The sequence below is a fragment of the Pseudoalteromonas sp. PS1M3 genome, from assembly GCF_016865405.1.
Lineage (GTDB): Bacteria > Pseudomonadota > Gammaproteobacteria > Enterobacterales > Alteromonadaceae > Pseudoalteromonas > Pseudoalteromonas marina.
In genome coordinates this window covers 1,653,147-1,672,888 of record NZ_AP022624.1, presented here as the reverse complement: position 1 = coordinate 1,672,888, position 19,742 = coordinate 1,653,147, and the positions used below count along the sequence as shown (strand labels likewise).

At 37.4% G+C, this 19,742-nt stretch carries 17 protein-coding genes; all 17 read right to left on the bottom strand.

Translation table 11 applies throughout. The annotated features are described in order from the left end of the window. Window positions 1–2 precede the first annotated feature (2 nt). The 17 genes from PS1M3_RS20040 to PS1M3_RS07610 all read right to left on the bottom strand — a co-directional run bounded on the left by PS1M3_RS20040 (window position 3) and on the right by PS1M3_RS07610 (window position 19,742). Complete coding sequence (locus tag PS1M3_RS20040; RefSeq protein WP_239104491.1) at window positions 3–1,463, bottom strand: HD-GYP domain-containing protein; 1,461 nt, start codon at window positions 1,461–1,463, stop codon at window positions 3–5. 25 nt (window positions 1,464–1,488) lie between these two features. Then, entirely contained in the window at window positions 1,489–2,304 is an 816-nt protein-coding gene (locus PS1M3_RS07685) for a methionyl-tRNA formyltransferase (RefSeq protein ID WP_203987105.1), read from the bottom strand. 180 nt (window positions 2,305–2,484) lie between these two features. Further along, window positions 2,485–2,967, bottom strand: coding sequence for a nuclear transport factor 2 family protein (locus tag PS1M3_RS07680; RefSeq protein WP_203987103.1), 483 nt, complete (start codon window positions 2,965–2,967; stop codon window positions 2,485–2,487). A gap of 29 nt (window positions 2,968–2,996) precedes the next feature. Next, complete coding sequence (locus tag PS1M3_RS07675; protein WP_203987100.1) at window positions 2,997–3,482, bottom strand: DUF4440 domain-containing protein; 486 nt, start codon at window positions 3,480–3,482, stop codon at window positions 2,997–2,999. A 21-nt stretch (window positions 3,483–3,503) separates the two neighbouring features. After that, window positions 3,504–4,028 (bottom strand): cytochrome c, encoded by a 525-nt coding sequence (locus tag PS1M3_RS07670; protein ID WP_203987098.1) that lies wholly within the window; start codon window positions 4,026–4,028, stop codon window positions 3,504–3,506. A 63-nt stretch (window positions 4,029–4,091) separates the two neighbouring features. Continuing rightward, a complete protein-coding gene (locus tag PS1M3_RS07665; protein ID WP_203987096.1) occupies window positions 4,092–4,433 on the bottom strand; it encodes a hypothetical protein in 342 nt (113 codons plus the stop codon). Window positions 4,434–4,465: 32 nt separating this feature from the next. Beyond that, on the bottom strand, window positions 4,466–6,316 hold the full coding sequence (locus PS1M3_RS07660) for a 2Fe-2S iron-sulfur cluster-binding protein (RefSeq protein ID WP_203987094.1): 1,851 nt from the start codon (window positions 6,314–6,316) through the stop codon (window positions 4,466–4,468). After that, window positions 6,316–6,948 carry a hypothetical protein gene (locus tag PS1M3_RS07655; RefSeq protein ID WP_008113907.1) on the bottom strand — a complete coding sequence of 211 codons (633 nt, stop codon included), beginning with the start codon at window positions 6,946–6,948 and terminating at the stop codon, window positions 6,316–6,318. The genes PS1M3_RS07660 and PS1M3_RS07655 overlap by 1 nt, the downstream gene beginning before the upstream one ends. 96 nt (window positions 6,949–7,044) lie before the next feature. Then, complete coding sequence (locus PS1M3_RS07650; protein WP_008128603.1) at window positions 7,045–10,182, bottom strand: efflux RND transporter permease subunit; 3,138 nt, start codon at window positions 10,180–10,182, stop codon at window positions 7,045–7,047. Window positions 10,183–10,200: 18 nt separating this feature from the next. Continuing rightward, entirely contained in the window at window positions 10,201–12,015 is a 1,815-nt protein-coding gene (locus PS1M3_RS07645) for an efflux RND transporter periplasmic adaptor subunit (protein WP_008128605.1), read from the bottom strand. Next, window positions 12,015–13,472, bottom strand: coding sequence for a TolC family protein (locus PS1M3_RS07640; protein WP_008113913.1), 1,458 nt, complete (start codon window positions 13,470–13,472; stop codon window positions 12,015–12,017). The genes PS1M3_RS07645 and PS1M3_RS07640 overlap by 1 nt, the downstream gene beginning before the upstream one ends. Further along, a complete protein-coding gene (locus PS1M3_RS07635) occupies window positions 13,472–13,996 on the bottom strand; it encodes a DUF411 domain-containing protein (RefSeq protein WP_085301222.1) in 525 nt (174 codons plus the stop codon). Before PS1M3_RS07635 ends, PS1M3_RS07640 begins: the two co-directional genes overlap by 1 nt. 148 nt (window positions 13,997–14,144) lie before the next feature. Further along, window positions 14,145–14,531 carry a CopL family metal-binding regulatory protein gene (locus PS1M3_RS07630; RefSeq protein WP_239104490.1) on the bottom strand — a complete coding sequence of 129 codons (387 nt, stop codon included), beginning with the start codon at window positions 14,529–14,531 and terminating at the stop codon, window positions 14,145–14,147. A 380-nt stretch (window positions 14,532–14,911) separates the two neighbouring features. Continuing rightward, entirely contained in the window at window positions 14,912–15,244 is a 333-nt protein-coding gene (locus tag PS1M3_RS07625; RefSeq protein ID WP_008109964.1) for a DUF6488 family protein, read from the bottom strand. Window positions 15,245–15,292: 48 nt separating this feature from the next. Beyond that, window positions 15,293–15,847 carry a hypothetical protein gene (locus tag PS1M3_RS07620; protein WP_008109960.1) on the bottom strand — a complete coding sequence of 185 codons (555 nt, stop codon included), beginning with the start codon at window positions 15,845–15,847 and terminating at the stop codon, window positions 15,293–15,295. A 57-nt stretch (window positions 15,848–15,904) separates the two neighbouring features. Further along, window positions 15,905–16,603 (bottom strand): HupE/UreJ family protein, encoded by a 699-nt coding sequence (locus tag PS1M3_RS07615; RefSeq protein WP_008128610.1) that lies wholly within the window; start codon window positions 16,601–16,603, stop codon window positions 15,905–15,907. Then, entirely contained in the window at window positions 16,596–19,742 is a 3,147-nt protein-coding gene (locus tag PS1M3_RS07610) for an efflux RND transporter permease subunit (protein ID WP_024600845.1), read from the bottom strand. The genes PS1M3_RS07615 and PS1M3_RS07610 overlap by 8 nt, the downstream gene beginning before the upstream one ends.

Genomic DNA, 19,742 nt, shown 5'->3' with positions numbered 1-19,742 from the left:
CACTACACATCACCCTTATTCCAGCTATGTTCTGAGTTATATTTCGAAAAATTATGCACTCTAATTAGCAAAACATGCCGATATTTTTTTAATTCTTGTTTTTGTTTTGACAATAAAAGCTCTAAGTACCTTTGATTGTATGCATGTGTCACATTATCTTTATAGAAATATGAGAAACGTTCATGCTGTAAATCCGACTCTGGTAGCTGAGAAATCTTGCGATCGGTATCTACTTTAGATAAGACATTAATCGCAGACTGAACAATTACAGGGTTAAATTGCTGCCCACTTAATTTAGAAATTTCTTGAATTGCTTCTTGTACAGATTTTCTACCTTTATAAATTCTATCTGTGGTCATGGCATCAAAGCCATCGGCAACCGTGAGAATTTGAGATAAGAAGGGAATCTCGCCTCCTTTTAAACCTTGGGGATAGCCAGAACCATCATAATATTCATGATGATGTCGAACTATTTCTGCTAAATCTTTATAGATAGATACTTTAGAGAGAATTTCATAACTGGTTGTTACATGGTTTTTAATAATTTTATATTCTAAATCACTCAACTTCCCCGGCTTTAATAAAATAGAGTCTGGCGTAGATATTTTACCTATGTCATGTAGCATCGATGCTCTGTAAAGTAGCTCTTTTTTAATACTCGAAACATTTAGCTCTTCAGCAAGTAACATCGCATATTTTGCAACTCTTCGGGTGTGACCAGCGGTATAGCTATCTCGTTTCTCTATTATATCGACTAAATTAAAAACGCTTTCTTCATAATTTCTTAGTTTTTTACTTACTGCACTACTGGTTTTTTTATAGCCGTAAATGATTGCAGCTATACCTAATACCCAAATTATTCCTATGCTTCGAATCATACTCCATGCGTGTAAATACGCTTCTGAAAGGTATCGACTCATATTCACCGAAACAAAAACACCTCCGAAGTAACCATCTTTTTTCTCAAGTCCTACTAGCCTGCAAATTTGACAGTCTTGATCTACAGCTCTTGGCTCTACAGCTCTTAAAAAAGAGCTTTGACCTTTCTCATCAATAAAATAAGTTGTCTCGTTTCTATCGATTAAGACACCGACTAGTTTTTTTTGCCATTCATCTAAAAAGGTATTTTGGTTACTAACATTTGAATTTTCTTGTACAAAGACTAGAGAAACTTTTGGTTTCTCTATACCAAGTTCAATAGATACGACGCCACTATTAGATTCAAGTCCTTTTAAATCTAATTGTCTTGATAAGCTCATATTGTTAATTTGGTAGTCATTTATTAATAGTTTTATGGTCGCATCAATGTGATCAATTGCAGAAAAAGCATCATCTTTAGCATTTTTAACCGCACTTTTTTTTGATGATATGATTAAGTTTGCAGTTAACGTTGTAACAATAATTGTCCAGATCACCACAACGGTAAGTGCAACTTTCTTTAACGGTTTCATTTTAATAATCATGCTGCAACATCCAGTTCCAATAGCTTTAAGTAACCAAAGATAATGAATATTTGTGGACGCAAACAATTCCGTCATATGAACTAACAACTAGTAAATATTCATCTTCATATATAACCTCTCCTGCTTCATAAAGATGAACGCACTCCACGGCTTCTATATGTTTGGCATTCCAAAAAAGATTATTTAATTTAAGAATTAAACCGAAAAAACCAAAACTGCGAAGTTTGCTGTTAATGTCTAATGTTCGTTGCTTCCAATCTAGTATCCGCTCTCCTATATCTATTCGTGGAAAATATGAATAATCAGTTTGAGGTTTAGCATTTTTATAATGACATTCTACATCCGAAAGAAAGGTCTTGATCAAATTGACAGCTTCAATATGCATTTTGACCATTACAGTTGTGATAGATTCATTCTTTTGAATGGGAACACCAGATTGAAGAATCACATCCCCCCCATCTAACACATTAGTTAATTTATGAATTGATACGCCTGAATGTTCTGGATACTTTAATAAGTACGGCAGTGGAGTTGGCCCCCTGCCTTTTGGCAACATTGATGGGTGTATGTTAATCGCATATTTAACACCTGTTTCAGGTAATATATGCAGATACTCAGCTACTATGAACATTTCTACACCCATAGAAATCAAATGTTCAAGCTCTTCACTCATAGGCTTATTTTTGAATAAGGGAATTTGATGTGTTTCGCACAATTTTGATATAGCCGAAGACGTAAAATCGGGCGAGTTAATGTAAACTCTTTCAATTTCAAAGCCGTCCTTAATTAAATATTTTAAGCACGAAGAAAACATATTATTGCCAAAGTAAACTATTCTCATAATCCGAACCTCAACTCAAAAAAAAACGGTGTGATAATTATCAATAGGACCTAAAGTGACGTTAAACTCGTAAAAACCTGAGTACTTTTTCTTCTCTGTTTTTTTCACTTAAAAGTCCTATTCCATTCATTTAAAGGCTTAAACTAACCAGTCATCATGCCGTGTAGTTTTAAACAATTATCACTTATTATCTCTACTAGACGAGTGGGTATGCACAACCTTCCAGTTACCATTTATTTTGCGAAATAAGAATGTTTGAAATCCTTTTTTGTCGAATGTTTTGCCACTTTTATTCACTTTGCCCTTTATACGTGTGTCAGCAATTGCCCACGCAAAAGATTTATCATCGCCCTCAAAGTTAACTTCTATTTCACTAAAACTCAATTTTAAGTATTCCAAAGCATCCTTTTCAGGTTCAACATGATGTTCAACTAATGAGTTCAATCCTGCATTTTGCCCGCCACCTTCTATATATCGAGCACCTTTATAATCAAGAAAGTTCTTTCTAAATGGTGCTCCGTCTCCATTTTCCCAACCATACTTAATACTCGAAATGATATCGATTATTGCCTGTTTATCTTTGTTTATATGTTTTCCTCCCCCATGAGCAAAGCTAACAAAACTTGTGATAACTAAAATAGCTGCTGCAATATATTTGATCATTTTTTATCCTTTATTATTATTTTTTTAAGCTAGTGTGACCAATGGATATGGACTATTTTCCATTTTCCATTTTTTTTCATAAGTATCATACTTTCCATACCTTCACTTTTCACGTCTTTTCCTTGAAACTCTCCGGTTAACTTTGTTTTGGATATTGAGTAAGCTGTTTCCCCCATCTCCCTGACTTCATGTTCAAGTATTTCTACTTTAAGTTGAGCCAAATATTTCATGTCAGCCAGCATATGATGATTTGCATAATCATCTGCTGAGCGCTCTACTCTACCGCCCTCATATATAATGACATCATCAGCTAAAAAGCCGCGTGCTTTGCTCTTATCGCCACCCTGTATGGCTTGGTGAAATTGCATAACGACTTTACCTGCATCACTTGTTAATACGGGCAATTCACCACGTTTACTTGTATTATTTTTTTCGCTTGCATGAGCTATTGTAACATTGCTCATGGTTAAGAAAATTAACAAAGCCGCTGTTACTATTATTTGAATTATTTTCATTTTTATTCCTATCTTTAATAATTAATCTATTGCCGTTAGCACTTGATATTGCTCGGGTGTTAATGTAGGTAATCGTTTAATAAAAGCAACCATTGCCCATATTCTTTCATCACTGTGAGTTTTACCCCAAGCTGGCATCCCTGAAGCTTTTATGCCATGTTTAATCACCCAAAAATTCTTCCTTGCAAGCTCTTCATCAGTACCGTGTTGATGAGTTTCATGCGAAATACTTAAATTAGGTGGTTGAGGATACAGCCCAATGCTCATATCACTTTCTTCTAATCCAGGTTTTAGATGACAGCTTGAGCACATATATTCATAATCTGCTCCTCCCATTAACAACAACTCAGGACTTTCCAAATCAGGTACTTTGATATGTTGAGCCGATTTCTTTATGGATGCCTCCCTAGTTTCTTCAAGAAGCCAATAAACAATATCACTGTGAGGTTCATCAGCGGCTACATTCACTATCCCTGAATACATGACAGTAGCGGCACTAGCTCCTCCCAATAGCAATAATGTCAATAGAATTTTAAGAGCTTTCATAACAATTCCTTACTTATAAAGCCACTTAATTTGAGCTTCAACTAAGTGGCTTTTAATATTTAATTAATGGTTCTGGTGGTCATCACTATTAGCTTTTTTATTTTTCTTTTTTTCCATTTTACTGTGATCCATTTCTTTCATTTTGCTGTGATCCATTTCTTTCATTTTGCTGTGATCCATTTTCTCCATTGAAGATTTTGATTGCTTCATACACTTTTTCATCATTGCAACTGCAACAGGGTCTTTCATATCCATCTTGCTATGATCCATTTTGCTACAATCAGCTTTTTCTGCTTTTTTTGCATGCATTTTCGGATCATGAGCGGATGCATTCATTGATAAAGTAATTGCTGGTACTAATATCAAAGCGATTTTGCCTACAGTTTTAATAAAGTTAGTTTTCATGGTTTTCTCCTACGTTAGTGATTAAGGTTAATTTAAGTAAATTCATCGAATGCAATATTAGTTGCATCAACATTCTTAGTTTTCAAAAGATTTATCGTTGCTGACATCATATTCGGTGGGCCGCATAGATAAAATTCAACACCATCAATTTGACAAATTTTGTTAATATTTGATGTGAGTAAATCTTGAACATACCCCTTTGCTCCTGACCAGTTCTTATGCGGCCTAGACAAAACAGGGTAGTAAAAAAAGTTTGGATATTTTCTAGAAAGCCTGTAAAGCTCATCTTTATATAACAAGTCCTCCTCAGTTCTAGCACCATAGAAAAAATAGATACCTCTAGTTTCCTTTCTTTCTTTTTGGTAGAAGCACAATTGCTCTTCAATTAATGATTTCAATGGTGCCATTCCAGAGCCTGCTCCGATGAGCATCATTGTTTTATTACTTGAAGGTTTTGCATGAAAATCTTCAAATGGGCCAGCCGCTTCTATTGTTTGCCCTAGCCCCAAATTACATATATAGCTAGAACCTACACCGGGATATATACTTTTATTTGGAGCATTTTGAATTTTGACGGTAAACTTTAACTCGTTAGTACCAGCTTCAATCTGCCCATCACCATTAGCTAGAGAATAGCTTCGACTACAAGCTTGATGCTCATACTCTAAATACTCAATATCACGCCAATGGTATTTGAAAGCGTCAGGAAGACGCGCTGGTATAGATATTCCTTTAGCTGGTGGTATATAGAAACGAAGATGAGCACCTGCTTTGAATTTTAATTTCTCACCACCAAGCACTTTAAAACGCAACTCTTTTATATAGGGACTAATAAACTCACTATGCGTTAATTCAAGAAGGTATTTTTTGGCTTTAGTAACGTCAATTAATGTTAACCTCTTAGTTTCTGTTGCATCATGTTGACAAGCCAATCTGTAACCTTGTTGCAATTGTTCCTTTGTTAAAAGTACATGCTCTGCTGAAGTGACTTTAACACTGCTATCAAGACGTACTTTACATTGGCCACAAGTCCCGCCACCGCCACAGGTTGATGACAAAGCAATATCATGATCAATTAAACCATCAAGTAAGTTGGTATTAGTAGCTAAATCGAATTCCCCGATAGGCTCCAGATCTTTATCAAATAACGCCAAAGTTCGACTTTTTCTGCCAAAACGAATTTTGTATTGACCATTAAAGAGCAGCTCAATAGTCCAAATGAAGCCAGTTAAGGAAAAGAAAAGCGTGAAAAGAGAAAATAAAATGATTTGAACATTATTGAAGCTTCCTTCAGTGCCATAATCCATAAAGTGAAGCATAAAGAAAATATCAACAAACCGTTTATCATCATTACTATGTTTAATTATTCGACCAGAACCAGCATCAATATAAACGCTAGTTTGAATATAATCAGCATAGTTAACTTGCCACACTTCATTTTGCTCACGAGGTATATCTTCATATGGAGGTGATAATTTAACTGCATTTTTAATCACACCTTTACCATTGTAGGAAGATTGGGCCAGTTTTCTAACCATAGTTTCATCAATAACGACTGGCTCAGCGGTGTACGCATCAACCAAAGAGTAGTCATTGTCAAAATGGCTATATAAACCTTTATTATGAGTTAACAAATAGTAAGGGTGCTCTAATAGTGATATTTGTTTTAACGATACGACTTGTTTTGATTGAGATAAGACAAGCTGTGGTTCAACTAACCTATTAATATCAACTTGGGCAACAACGGGAGTTTGTTTATATTGATTTCCTGAAGCCTTTTGATGATCCATCAAATTAAAATATAAGCCTGTTCCTAACCATACTAGTAGTTGTAGGCCAACCAACAAGGATAGCCACTTATGTAGCTTTTTAAGGAACAACATTATCTAGCTACTCCCATACTTTTATCTAATGTATTTTTTGCTCTGTTTTTGAAAATAACAAAGTAACTCAATACACCACCAGTAATTGCCGCAAAAATAGAAAAAAGTGTGAACCAAAAAAGTAGTTTATTACTTGGATCTTCTTCTTCGTAATCCATGACATGCAAACTAAACATCAAATCAAAGATTCGCCAAAATTCATGTCGCTTACTGACAAGCTTTCCTGTTTGAGCTGAAACATATATCGACGGACTGCCAAAATCATCAAAGTTAACCCGCCAAGCAGGTAATGCTCGACGGCTTAATTCAAACGGTGGATTTTCTGTAATCAATTCAGACTCAAGGACCGCACCATCACCACTATAATAGTGTTTTGCAGCGCTAATAGCTACGACTTTGTTTAAGGGAGAAATCTTCTCCCCATTACTAGCATTTACAACATATTTTTCGTCATGCTCTGTAAAACGATAAACGGCTTGGTCTATAAAAACTTCTACGGCAATGTTTTTTGCGTCAGGATATTGCTTAGCTAATGCAGATAATGGGTAAGTAATTTCATCCACATTAACTTTAGCTTGGTGATTAACCGCCAAACTATCACCATGAATATAGTCAATATCAAAAATAACCATATAGGCACCTGATATCGACCAAATCAAAAACTGCAAGCCTAAAAACAACATCAACCACCGATGAAGTTTCCGGCTAACCTTCAACGTTTTCATGCTCTATGCCTTGCTCGAAACATTTTTAATCGATGACGAACGCCACAAATAAAATAATGCAGGTAGAACAAGTAAAGTTAAAATCACCGCACTTAGCATTCCACCAACCATAGGTGCTGCAATACGACTCATCACTTCAGAACCAGTACCTGTGCCATATAATATTGGCAATAAGCCAACGATTATAGCTGCTGCGGTCATCATGACAGGACGTACACGTAAGCCTGCACCATGTAACACCGCTTGAAGCACATCAGCCTTCGTTGTTGAAATATCCTTTGACTGATGATCATTAATCATTTCGTGATAAGCCTGATTCAAATAAACCAACATAATCACACCTATCTCAACAGCAACCCCCGCTAGCGCGATAAAACCAACACCTACAGCGACAGAGAAGTTGTAGCCTTGGATATACATCAACCAAATACTACCCACCATAGCCAAAGGTAGAGTTCCCATGATCATTGCCACTTCAATAACATTTCTGAAGTTCAGATAAAGTAGAATAATAATAATGAACAAGGTTAACGGCACTACATAAGTCAATTTAGCTTTGGCACGTTGCATATACTCATATTGACCAGCCCACGCAATTGAGTAGCCAGCAGGAAGTTTTAGCTTATCTTCAACAACCTTTTGTGCATCAACAACGTAACTACCAACATCCACACCTTCAATGTCTACAAATGCCCAACCATTTAATCTTGCATTTTCTGACTTTATTCCCGGAGGGCCGTCTTCAACGAGCACATTCGCAACATCGCCTAATGAGATCCTTTGCCCATTTGGTGTCACTATTGGTAGCAAAGATAATGTTTCAGGCGAATCACGATAGTCTTGTGGGTAACGTAAACTCACTGGATAGCGCTCTAAGCCTTCAACAGTTTTGGTGACATTCATACCACCAATGGCCGTAGCAACAACCTGCTGAATTTCGCTAATATTTAAACCATAACGGGCTGCTTTAGCGCGTTGTATATCAACTTTAACGTAACGCCCACCAGCTACACGCTCTGAATATACTGATGCTGTTCCAGGTACATCTTTCAAAATAACTTCTAATTGTTTACCGATGTCCTGAATTACCGATAAGTCAGGTCCTGCGACTTTAATACCAACAGGTGTCTTAATACCCGTAGCTAACATATCAATACGTGTTTTTATTGGCATCACCCACGCATTAGTTACCCCAGGGAGCTTAACTAAACCATCTAGCTCTTTTTTCAAACTCTCAGTAGTAACACCTTCTCGCCACTCTGAACGAGGCTTTAATTGAATAAAAGTTTCAATCATTGTTAAAGGCGCTGGATCAGTAGCAGTTTCCGCTCTACCTACTTTACCAAACACAGTTTTAACTTCTGGAACTGTTTTAATCAGCTTATCCGTTTGTTGTAACAGTTGACGTGCTTGCCCTATCGAAATACCAGGATAAGTTGTAGGCATATACATTAAGTCACCTTCATCAAGTGGAGGGATAAATTCACTACCAATCTTGTCAAGTGGATATATACCAATAGCAAGAACTGCCAATGCTGCTACTAAAGTTGTCTTTGGAAAACGTAATACCGTTTTTAGAGCAGGCATATAGATAAAGGTTAAAAAGCGATTCACCGGGTTTTTATGCTCAGGTAAAACCTTACCCCTTATAAAATACCCCATCAGTACAGGGACTAATGTAATCGCTAATGCCGCTGATGCTGCCATTGCATACGTTTTAGTAAAGGCAAGTGGAGCAAACATTCGCCCTTCTTGAGCTTCCAAGGTAAAAACAGGAACAAAACTCACCGTAATAATTAACAAGCTAAAGAATAGAGCAGGACCAACTTCACTGGCCGACTCCACTACTATTTTCCAGCGGTTTTCATTAGTTAACGGTGTTTTTTCCATGTGCTTGTGCATATTTTCTATCATTACAATAGCACCGTCGATCATGGCACCAATCGCAATTGCAATCCCTCCTAGCGACATAATATTCGCATTAAGACCTTGCATATGCATAACGATAAATGCCGTCAATATCCCTACAGGTAAACTCACAATGGCGACTAGTGACGAGCGGACATGAAATAAGAAAATGATACAAACTAGCGCCACAACGCCAAATTCTTCTAATAGCTTATAAGCTAAGTTATCAACAGCCCTTTCAATTAATGCAGAGCGATCATAAACAGGAACAATTTCAACCCCTTCAGGTAAACCTTTCTTCAGTTGCTCTAGCTTTTCTTTAACACCATTAATGACTTGCTGAGCATTTTCTCCAAAGCGCATAACAACGATACCACCAACAGTTTCTCCTTCACCGTTAAGCTCAGCGATACCTCGACGCATTTGTGGGCCAGTCCCAATATCTGCAACATCTTTTAGTAATAGAGGTGTGCCATTTTCATTTACTCCTAAAGGTATATTCTCTAAATCTTCAACACTTTTGAGATAACCAGTTGCTCTAACCATGTACTCGGCTTCTGCCATTTCAACAACAGATGCCCCGATCTCTTGGTTACCTTGCTTAATAGCCATTTGAATATGTGAAAGAGGGATCCCAAATGCTCTTAATTTTTCAGGATTAATTCTTACTTGGTATTGCTTAACCATACCGCCAAGTGCAGTAACTTCTGATACGCCAGGGACAGTTTGCAATTCATATTTTAAAAACCAATCTTGTAAACTGCGCAATTGACTTAAGTCTTGTTGACCCGTTTTATCAACTAAGGCGTATAAATATACCCAACCTACGCCTGTAGCATCAGGTCCTAATTGCGGTCGTGCATTGCTGGGTAAGCTAGGGGCTACTTGACTTAAATATTCAAGTACTCGCGAACGCGCCCAATACAAATCTGTATCTTCATCAAAGATGACATACACGTAAGAGTCACCAAAAAAAGAATAACCTCGAACAGTCACTGCGCCAGGAACTGACAGCATGGCAGTAGTCATCGGATAGGTAACCTGGTCTTCAACAACTTGTGGGGCTTGACCAGGGTAACTTGTTTTAATAATTACTTGCACATCAGATAAATCAGGCAGTGCATCAATAGGCGTTTTATTAACAGAATATAAACCAATGCCTACGAGTAAAAAGGTAGCGAGTAATACAAAAAATCGATTACCAACGGACCAACGTATTATAGAAGCAATCATAATAATCTAACTCCTATATTAGTGGTTTGAATGATCAACAACAGGTGCTTCTAATCTAGAAGTTTCACCCTGTTCATCACCTTGCCCTAGTGGGGCAATTTCAAAAATTACAAAATGTTCACCACGCACTTCAAAAGTAAACTTAACTTCCATCCCCTCAGAAAGTCCTTCAAGGCTAACATTGTGCCCTGTAATGAAATCTAAAGTAGCCGCAGGTCGTCCCCATTTTTCAATAGCAGTTCGACTAATGTTCACCATTCCATGATCGATCATTAACGAGTTAATTGTTCCAGTAACTGTCGCTGACGAGTCATCTGCCACTTCTTCAGTTACTTGGCTTGTATCACTTTCACTCATGTCGTCAGGAACATGGATGTTGCTAATTTTATAATCACCATTATCTTCTTTTGTCACTTCAACATGTAAACTCATCCCTTCACTAAGTAATGAGAAATCGACACTGTCCGATGCGATGAAATCCATCGTCATTTCTGGCCATTCCCATTCAGGTATCGCCTCATGAGCTAAAGTTAACATTTTATGATCTGCCATCATGCTCTCGATACTAGCTTGAACCCAAACAGAAGAAGGCATTGAAGCATCCGCTTCATCAACATCGCTATTCATTCGCTTGAAGTCTGAAGACTTACTCGATTCTGAATCTAATAAGAACTGTGCAGAACTAACAACTTTTTCCCCATCACGCACCCCTTCAAGTATCTCAACACTTTCGCTATCGTATCGACCTACAGATACTGCAACCGATTTAAAACTCCCCTCACCTAAGGCGAGAACAACTCTATCTTGGTTTCCTGTTCTAATAAGTGCTTCTTTAGGGATTAATAAAGCTTGTTCGTCACCTGTTGTGTGAATCGCAATTTGAGCAAACATATTTGGTTTGAATTCGCCTTCTTCATTTTTAAAACGAAGACGTACTTTCACAGTACGAGTTTTTGCATCTAGTGTTGGGTAAATATAATCAACTTTTCCTTGCCATGTTTTTCCTGGTAAGTAATCAAGAGTCATGGTTACTGGGGTGCCTGTTTTGACTTGACCCGCTTGGCGTTCAAAGACTTCAGCTTCAACCCACACTTCCGATAAATCACCAATTGACATTAAAGTAGAGCCAGGCTTAACAAAAAATCCTTCACGTATTTTTAAATTTTCCACCACGCCATTTTGTGGAGAATAAAAAGTAATTGTTTGCTGTACTTTCTTTGTTTTCTTAAGTTTTACTATTGATGATTTTGGAAGTTGTAATGCTGACAATCGATTTTCAGCAGCACTAATTAATCGGCTATTTTTACGATCTAATGCCAATAATAATTCTTCTTGGGCATTAACTAATTCTGGGGAATAAATTTCATAAAGGGGTTGCCCCTTCTTAACAGGATCTCCAATAGCCTTAACATATAGCTTTTCAATCCATCCTTGTACTCGTGGATGGATATGAACTAACTTATCTTCATCATAAGCAACATAACCGACTGTATTTATTTCAGTGTGCAATGATTTATAACTAACTATTGCTGTTCTTACACCGAGGTTATTTACAACATCAGGAGAGATACGAATTGTTCCGGGACCTTCATCAGGTCCTTTACCACCATCGTCGTAAACAGGTACTAAATCCATACCCATTGGTGACTTCCCTGGCTTATCTCTTTTGTAGTTCGCGTCCATTGGAGCTACCCAATAAAGCGGCTTCTTTTCAGCCGTTACAACAGAGCTTGCTTCCCCACTATTTGTCGGGGCCATAAAACTATAAACCCCAAATGTTAAAAAGCCACCGATAACCATGCCAATTACTATTGGCTTAATATTGTTGTTCATTATTCTTCTCCCGAAATAACAGTGAAACCACTATTATTTGATAAATTCATATTATTGTTACTAACGACAGGATCTATGCTGCCTATAAAAAGGTAATTAAGTTCTAGTAATAATTTCTGCTCTTCGACATTAAGCGTTAACTCATCTATTTCCGCATTTAATACAGCGATTCGTGAGCGAACTACTTCGGCAAAGTCACCATCATCATTGGTGTAGGCTGTTAGCGAAGCTTCAGCTTGATCATGGATTTGAGGCAGTAGCTTGTCTTTGTATAAGTTCTGTCTATCTTTCAATCGAAGTAAGCGCCCTTTTGCACTGGAGTATGATGCGAGCAATTTCCTCATCAATAATAATTTTTCAGTTTTTATAGCTTCTGTTTTTGAAATAGCTGACTTAACTTCTTTGTCCTGTCTATTGTCTGTAAAAAGCGGCAAGTCAAAAGTAACCCCTACAGAGAACAAGTCCGCTCGACTATTTCCCATTGGATCATCATCACGGTAACCATAACTAGCATTAACTCCCCACTCAGGTTTGTATTTTTGCTTTGCCAATTTAATTCCAGTTTTTGTTGATTTAATTTTCTTTTCAACTGCGACAAGTGAAGGGTGGTTAGCAATATACTTTGCCAGTTCACTAGGGCGTAACCAGCTATCTGTAAGAACTATATTGCTATTTACTAGGTCAATTTGAGGTAATTGCTTAGTCAAAACGATATTATGAAGGTTAAAATCATCGTCTACATAAGTTTCACTTTGAGAACTTTTCTCTATAGAAAACTCTGTTAACCATTGAGACAACATACCTTCAAAGCGGTTTTGTTGTTGTCCTAAGACATCTAAACGATCTTCTAATCTTGTAAGCTCCAATTGCGCTCTTACAATATCTTGCTGCCTTGTTTTACCTAAAGTAGACGAATAACTTGCTTCAGCAACATCCGCTAACTGTTCAAAAAGTGTTCTGTTTTTTTCAATTAAAGCAATACTTTCTTGAACTCTGTATGCATCCAACCAAAGGCTACCAACAGTAACAGCTACTTTGGACTCTCGATCTTTTCGTTGATACGGGAATGATTCACTTTCAATCTTGAGTTGTTCTCGTTTAATCAACAATGTATCCCCACGAGGAAACATTTGAGATATGCCAACTTTCGCTTGTGTCATTCCCTCTTGTCCAAAATCAAAGCCATCTGTAGGTAAATTGGCTAACCCTATAGATACTTTCGGATCTGGTAACGTGCCTACGGCTGTACTCATCGCTTCAATAGCATTTTGCTTATGAACATTTCCCGTTAACCATGGATCATTCTTCTGCGCAGACTTGATAGCTTTCTCAAAAGTTAAGGCTGAACTAGAAGTAATAGTAGGAATATCAGCAGAATTTGCAGTTAGCACTGTAAGAGCTAACATACCCGCACAGTATTTCACGCTTAAACTTCTGATATTTTTAAATTTATTCATTAAAACTGCTCCTCATAAGATTGAACGCTAGCATAGACCTCATAAGCGCCCCCTTTCTTAAGTAATAACACTTTATAAGGTTGAAATTTATCACCTACTTCCATACCGGGAGTTCCCGCTGGCATTGCAGGAACAGATAATCCAATAACATCGTCAGAGTGTTTTTCTTTTAAAAATTTATGAATAAATTTGGCAGGAACATGCCCTTCAAATGCATAACCATCTTTTGATATAGCGGTATGACAAGAACGGTATCGAGGCTCTATTCCTTTCTCTTCTTTAACCGCTGTAAAATTTTGATAATTATGGACTTTTGATTCGAACCCTTGCTCATTTATATGGCTAACCCATTTTTTGCAGCAACCACATGTAGGACTCTTATAAACCTCTAAAAGAATAGGATGAGGTTTAGCATTTTGTGTTTTAGATGAAGTCACTGAAACTTCTTCTTTTGAACAACTTGCAATAGCAATGACTAAAGTAAAGGCTGCAACAGCCTTTAACGTGAATTTTTTGGAAAACATAACCCCCCCAAAGGGATATCAATTAATATTTGAATTGATTAGGTTATTCTTGATTTTGCTTAAAAATACTTAAACGCAGAGATCAAAAAGCCTAATACAGATAATTTTCATATAAGTGAGCCAAATTTTAGGCACAATTATTCTGTATTTAGCTTAGTATTGGAGGTCTATATAGAGATGATGATGATTGACTTTGAGCCAAGTTTGAATATGAGAATATTTTTGATGATAAATCAATAAAGAGACTGTCACCTGTGTCTTTCATTAGTGTAGCGATACTTGAGCAACCCCCAGTAAAACAACTACAACTTTTCACACAACAGTCATCTTCTGCTTCATCTGAATCATCAGATGAATGACTCATCATTGAATGGTCACTATGGTCCATCATTGACATATTTTGCATTTGCTCCTGCCCACTATTTCCCTTCATACTCATCATATGATAAGACATAACAGTAGACGCAACCGCTTGACCAACAAAGGTCAAACAGACTAGCAGTACCATTAATGTTTTAGAGAAATTAGAATTCACAGCTAACCAACAAAATATTTCAATTAATTACATACTCGCATAACAAGCTCTATTTTTCAACAAATTAATTTTAAAAAAGTGAATGACTTGGTAGCCACTTACAAGAAAACATTAATTCTATTAAAGTCTTTAATATCCGATCATAAGACTACGATTATCATAGATATTTGATGCTTCTAAAATATTTCCCTCTCAAAAGTTTACAGATAGTTTTCATTACGTGAACTAATTCATAACCATCAATGCCTGCCAAGTGTAGTCAGCGACTTAAAATATACTTTGAGGTTTATAGCAATCCAATAAATTGAAGCTTAACGTCTAAACATAATAATCTCTGAAAATAATTTCTCTGTGCTCATGTATGTTTTTAATATTACAATTCAAAACTTAGCTTCTGAGTTAACCTGTAGCAATTCACCACTCATCGTCATCAAGAAATAAATTACTTTATTGTTGTCTTTATTAAATGCACTGACTTTGTAGCGATTATCCTGAGCTGCATATAGCTTAAATTCTTCCGTAGTTAGAGCCTTCCAACTTTCATCTAACTTACCAACCTTGTAGCCCAAATCCTTAAAGGTGAGTTTCTGCGTTACTTTGATGGCTACTTGTATCGCGTCTTTTGCACTGATCATTTTGTGATCACCATGCGCAAATGCTATTCCTGTATTTAACATTAAACCGACAAATAGCATTACGATTAAATTTTTCATTTATGACTCCACTAAACTTTCTAAATAAACACTGATAATAAAAGATGATTATTTGAGTCCATGCTCAACATATTCACCATTAACTATTAATTGGACCTTTACAGGAGCATCTGAGGTGTTCTTCCAATACCAACCGTGTGAGCCTTCAAATGGTGCGGTAAAGCTCCCCTTCATTTCATCTGATGTTGCTATGGCATAACTTTCAAAATACCCAGTGGTGTCCCCTTTTGGCTCACCATGTAAATCGAAATACAAAACAGAGCCATCGGTTATCCATTCATAAGTCAACTTTTGATATTGCTCCATCGTAAATTTGTATTCAACGCCTCTTCCCGCAGGAACAACAACCTCAATTGTTTCAGTGGTAGCCTTACTCGTGGTAGTTGATGGCTCAGTTGAAGTCGTTGCTTGTGCATTATTAAATACGGTTAAACCAAGCTTATTACCCATGCCCGTTGGGTCAATATTATATTCTGCTGGCAATATCACTGTGATTAATGTGATAACAGCAAAAACAAAACTAAATATTGTGTATTTAAGTAATTTACTATTGGTCAATGTTACTTCCTGCGTATTTACTGCTTGAGTGTTAGTTTGTTGCATGTTTTTCTCTTCTCTTAATTCTTTATTTTCGTTAATTAACTGACTGTAAAATTTCGTTTAGCTGATAAAGTAGCCTGTTAATTGAAAGCCAATCAACATAAACCCAGCACTCATCAATAAGCAGTTGGTATTGGTCGCAAAGCGATTAAAACTATTGTGCTTTCGCCAGTAGTTTATCAATAATAAAATAAATGCTAATGCACTGAACTGCCCCAATTCAACACCAACATTAAAAGCAATTAAATTGGCAATTAATCCGTCTGACGGTAATTGAAATTCTTGAAGTTTAGTAGCTAAACCAAAACCATGAAATAAGCCAAAAATCAGTACCGCAGTTTTGGGATTAGGCGTAAAACCTATTGTTTTCTTAAAGCCGCCTAAGTTATCAAAACCTTTGTAGACAACAGAAAGTCCAATAATGGCATCGATTAAATAAGCATTTACCTGAATGTCATTAATAACGCCAAAAAGTAATGTTAGGCTGTGCCCTAAGGTAAACATACTGACATAGAGCAAGACATCACGACTCTTATATAAAAAGAACAACACACCGACGAGGAACAATAGGTGGTCATACCCAGTAACCATATGTTTTGCACCTATATATAAAAATGGAATGATCTGCACTCCAGTATTGCTTTGTAAAAAAGCACGCGTTGTTTCATCTACGCCATGAGCAAATGCTCCCACGGGCAACAATATGGAAATTAGAGCGATAAGGCTGATTAAGCCGTATCGCTGGGAATAATTAAACATTAACAGTTTCCTTTGTGTGGGGTGTTTTAGTAAAGATTTCTTTGTGGCTATGTAATAAACGATATAAAGCAGGAAGCACAAATAGCGTTAAAATTGTTGATGATATAATCCCACCAATGACCACTGTAGCAAGTGGGCGTTGCACTTCTGAGCCAATTCCTGTGTTAAGCGCCATTGGTACAAAGCCTAGCGATGCAACCAGCGCTGTAGTTAATACGGGTCGAAGTCTAGTCAGCGCACCATCAATAATGGCGGTATCTAATGCAACACCTTCTCGTCGAAGTTCTCTGATAAAGGACACCATAACTAAACCATTTAATATTGCTATGCCTGACAATGCGATAAAGCCAACGGCTGCCGAAATTGAAAAGGGAATATCCCGTATTAATAAAGCGAAAATACCGCCAGTCAACGCTAAAGGAACCCCCGTAAAGATGATCATTGAATCTTTGAAAGAGCCAAGTGCTAAGAATAATAAGCCAATGATCATGATCAGTGTAATAGGCACGACAATTGATAGCCTTTTAGAAGCAGATTGAAGCTTCTGATAAGTGCCACCATATTCAATCCAGTACCCTGAAGGCACTTCAACTGAACTCTCTATTGAAGCTTGAATATCTTTAACGAAAGAACCTAAATCTCTTCCCCTAACATTGGCGGTAACAACAACTCTACGTTTACCATTTTCCCTATTAACCTGGTTTGCCCCTTCTACTAATTCAAGTTCAGCAACTTCTTGCAAAGGTACATACTGGTCAGCTTGTATTTGTATGGGTAAGTGAGCCAACGAATCAACATCACTTCTAAGGTTTTCAGGAAGACGAACAACAATGTCTGCTCTTCGATCACCTTCATAAAATTTACCAGCGCTTGTTCCACCTAAGGCCGTAGCAAGCTGATCTTGTAGGGTTTTAATGCTAACGCCATATTTTGCTAATTGCTCGTGATTAGGATTGATCGTAAGCATCGGCAAACCTGTTGTTTGTTCAACTTGAACATCAGCAATTCCTTCAACGTTAGCAATGGCCGTGTTAATGCTTTTACCTAATGCCGTTAGTGTTTCAAAGTCATCACCAAATACTTTAATGGCAAGTTCAGCTCTTACACCTGCAAGTAGCTCATTAAAACGCATTTGTATTGGTTGAAGGAACTCATATCTGTTACCGGGAATGGGTTCTACTACTGCTGCTAACTCTTCTACAAATTGGGCTTTAGCTTTTGTAGGTTCAGGCCATTCACTACGTGGTTTTAATATAATAAAATTATCAGCAACACTTGGAGGAACAGCATCAGTGGCAACATCTGCTGTACCAATTTTTGCAAATACACGTTCTACTTCAGGCATCTGCGTAATTTTTTCTTCTAAAACTTTTTGAAGTGCAACGGCTTGTGTTAGTGATGTACCTGGAATACGTAAGGCATGCATAGCAATATCACCTTCATCTAAGTTAGGTACAAACTCACTCCCTAATTTATTTACGGAAAATCCTGCATAACCAACAAGTGCAACAGCTAACATCACGACAAACCAACGAATTTTAAGCGCAAAAGTTAACGTAGGACGATACACCGCAAGTGATGATTTCATGATAATATTTTCTTTTTCTTTCACTGGGCCTTTAAATAAAATAGCGATTGCAGCAGGTACAAAAGTGATAGATAGAAGCATTGCACAACACAAAGCAATCACGACAGTAATGGCCATAGGATGGAACATTTTCCCTTCAACACCTGTAAGTGCAAAAATAGGTAAATACACCGCTGTAATTATGAAGACACCGAATAGTGCTGGACGAATAACTTCCCTAGTCGCATAAAATACCAGTGATAAACGTTCATTTAACTCCATTGAACGCCCATTTGAAGAGGCAGCACTCAGTCGTCTCATGCAATTCTCAACGATAATAATTGCACCATCAACGAGCAAGCCAAAATCAAGTGCTCCTAAACTCATTAGGTTTGCACTCACTCTTGTTTGTACCATGCCAGTGATAGTCATTAACATGGCAAAAGGAATAACAGCAGCCGTAAGTAATGCTGCTCGCATATTACCGAGTAGAAGGAAAAGCACTACAATAACGAGCAATGCGCCTTCTAACAGATTTGTTTTTACCGTATCGAGGGTTTTTTCAACTAACTTAGTTCGATCATAAACAGCAGTAACAGTGATACCTGTCGGTAAACTTCGTTTTATTTCTTCAAGTCTTAACCCAACTGCTTTAGCGACTTTTTGGCTATTTTCCCCGATGAGCATAAAGACCGTGCTCATCACCACTTCTCTACCGTTTTGTGTCGCTGCACCTGTTCTTAACTCTTTCCCTTCTTTTACATTGGCAACGTCAGATATACGGATCACGCTACCGTCAGTCGTTTTAACAGGGATTGTAGATAGATCACTTATCGTTTTTGCTTGCCCTGGAATACGAAGCAGCCACTGAGCACCATTTTTTTCTATAAAACCAGCACCTTTATTATCATTATTATTTTCAATTGCTTGGATAACATCTTGTTGAGTAACACCAAAAGCTAATAATTTTTTAGGCTCAAAAGCGATCAATATTTCACGCTTAAAACCACCAATAGGGTTAACTTCAACTACGCCTTGCACTTGCATTAACTGAGGGCGAATAATCCAGTCATGTACAGTTCTTAGGTCCGTAGCCGTGATTCGTTCACCTTTATCATTAAGTGCCTCAGGCTCAGCATCAACAGTAAACATGAATATCTCACCTAACCCGGTTGCAATTGGGCCAAGTTCAGGCTCTAAACCAGTCGGCAAATCAGATTTAGCTGAAACTAATCGTTCATTTACAAGCTGTCTTGCAAAATAAATATCCGTGTCATCGCTAAAGATTGCTGTCACTTGTGACAGCCCATAACGTGAGACTGATCTTGTACTCACTAAGTTAGGTATGCCAGCTAACGCAGTCTCCAACGGATAAGTAACCCGTTGCTCAACTTCAAGTGGCGTATAGCCTGGAGCTTCCGTATTGATCATGACTTGCACATTAGTTATGTCAGGTACAGCATCAATAGGTAACTTGGTAAAATTCCAAATACCCAAACCTGCTAACGCAAGCACGGCTAGCATAATGATTGAGTTTCTACGGATAGAAAATCTAAGTAAATATTCGAGCAT

Bases quoted from the DNA above. Each gene is read 5' to 3' on its own strand.
- PS1M3_RS20040 (WP_239104491.1), bottom strand. From the start codon at position 1,463: ATGATTATTAAAATGAAACCGTTAAAGAAAGTTGCACTTACCGTTGTG.
- PS1M3_RS07685 (WP_203987105.1), bottom strand. From the start codon at position 2,304: ATGAGAATAGTTTACTTTGGCAATAATATGTTTTCTTCGTGCTTAAAA.
- PS1M3_RS07680 (WP_203987103.1), bottom strand. From the start codon at position 2,967: ATGATCAAATATATTGCAGCAGCTATTTTAGTTATCACAAGTTTTGTT.
- PS1M3_RS07675 (WP_203987100.1), bottom strand. From the start codon at position 3,482: ATGAAAATAATTCAAATAATAGTAACAGCGGCTTTGTTAATTTTCTTA.
- PS1M3_RS07670 (WP_203987098.1), bottom strand. From the start codon at position 4,028: ATGAAAGCTCTTAAAATTCTATTGACATTATTGCTATTGGGAGGAGCT.
- PS1M3_RS07665 (WP_203987096.1), bottom strand. From the start codon at position 4,433: ATGAAAACTAACTTTATTAAAACTGTAGGCAAAATCGCTTTGATATTA.
- PS1M3_RS07660 (WP_203987094.1), bottom strand. From the start codon at position 6,316: ATGTTGTTCCTTAAAAAGCTACATAAGTGGCTATCCTTGTTGGTTGGC.
- PS1M3_RS07655 (WP_008113907.1), bottom strand. From the start codon at position 6,948: ATGGTTATTTTTGATATTGACTATATTCATGGTGATAGTTTGGCGGTT.
- PS1M3_RS07650 (WP_008128603.1), bottom strand. From the start codon at position 10,182: ATGATTGCTTCTATAATACGTTGGTCCGTTGGTAATCGATTTTTTGTA.
- PS1M3_RS07645 (WP_008128605.1), bottom strand. From the start codon at position 12,015: ATGAACAACAATATTAAGCCAATAGTAATTGGCATGGTTATCGGTGGC.
- PS1M3_RS07640 (WP_008113913.1), bottom strand. From the start codon at position 13,472: ATGAATAAATTTAAAAATATCAGAAGTTTAAGCGTGAAATACTGTGCG.
- PS1M3_RS07635 (WP_085301222.1), bottom strand. From the start codon at position 13,996: ATGTTTTCCAAAAAATTCACGTTAAAGGCTGTTGCAGCCTTTACTTTA.
- PS1M3_RS07625 (WP_008109964.1), bottom strand. From the start codon at position 15,244: ATGAAAAATTTAATCGTAATGCTATTTGTCGGTTTAATGTTAAATACA.
- PS1M3_RS07620 (WP_008109960.1), bottom strand. From the start codon at position 15,847: ATGCAACAAACTAACACTCAAGCAGTAAATACGCAGGAAGTAACATTG.
- PS1M3_RS07615 (WP_008128610.1), bottom strand. From the start codon at position 16,603: ATGTTTAATTATTCCCAGCGATACGGCTTAATCAGCCTTATCGCTCTA.
- PS1M3_RS07610 (WP_024600845.1), bottom strand. From the start codon at position 19,742: ATGCTCGAATATTTACTTAGATTTTCTATCCGTAGAAACTCAATCATT.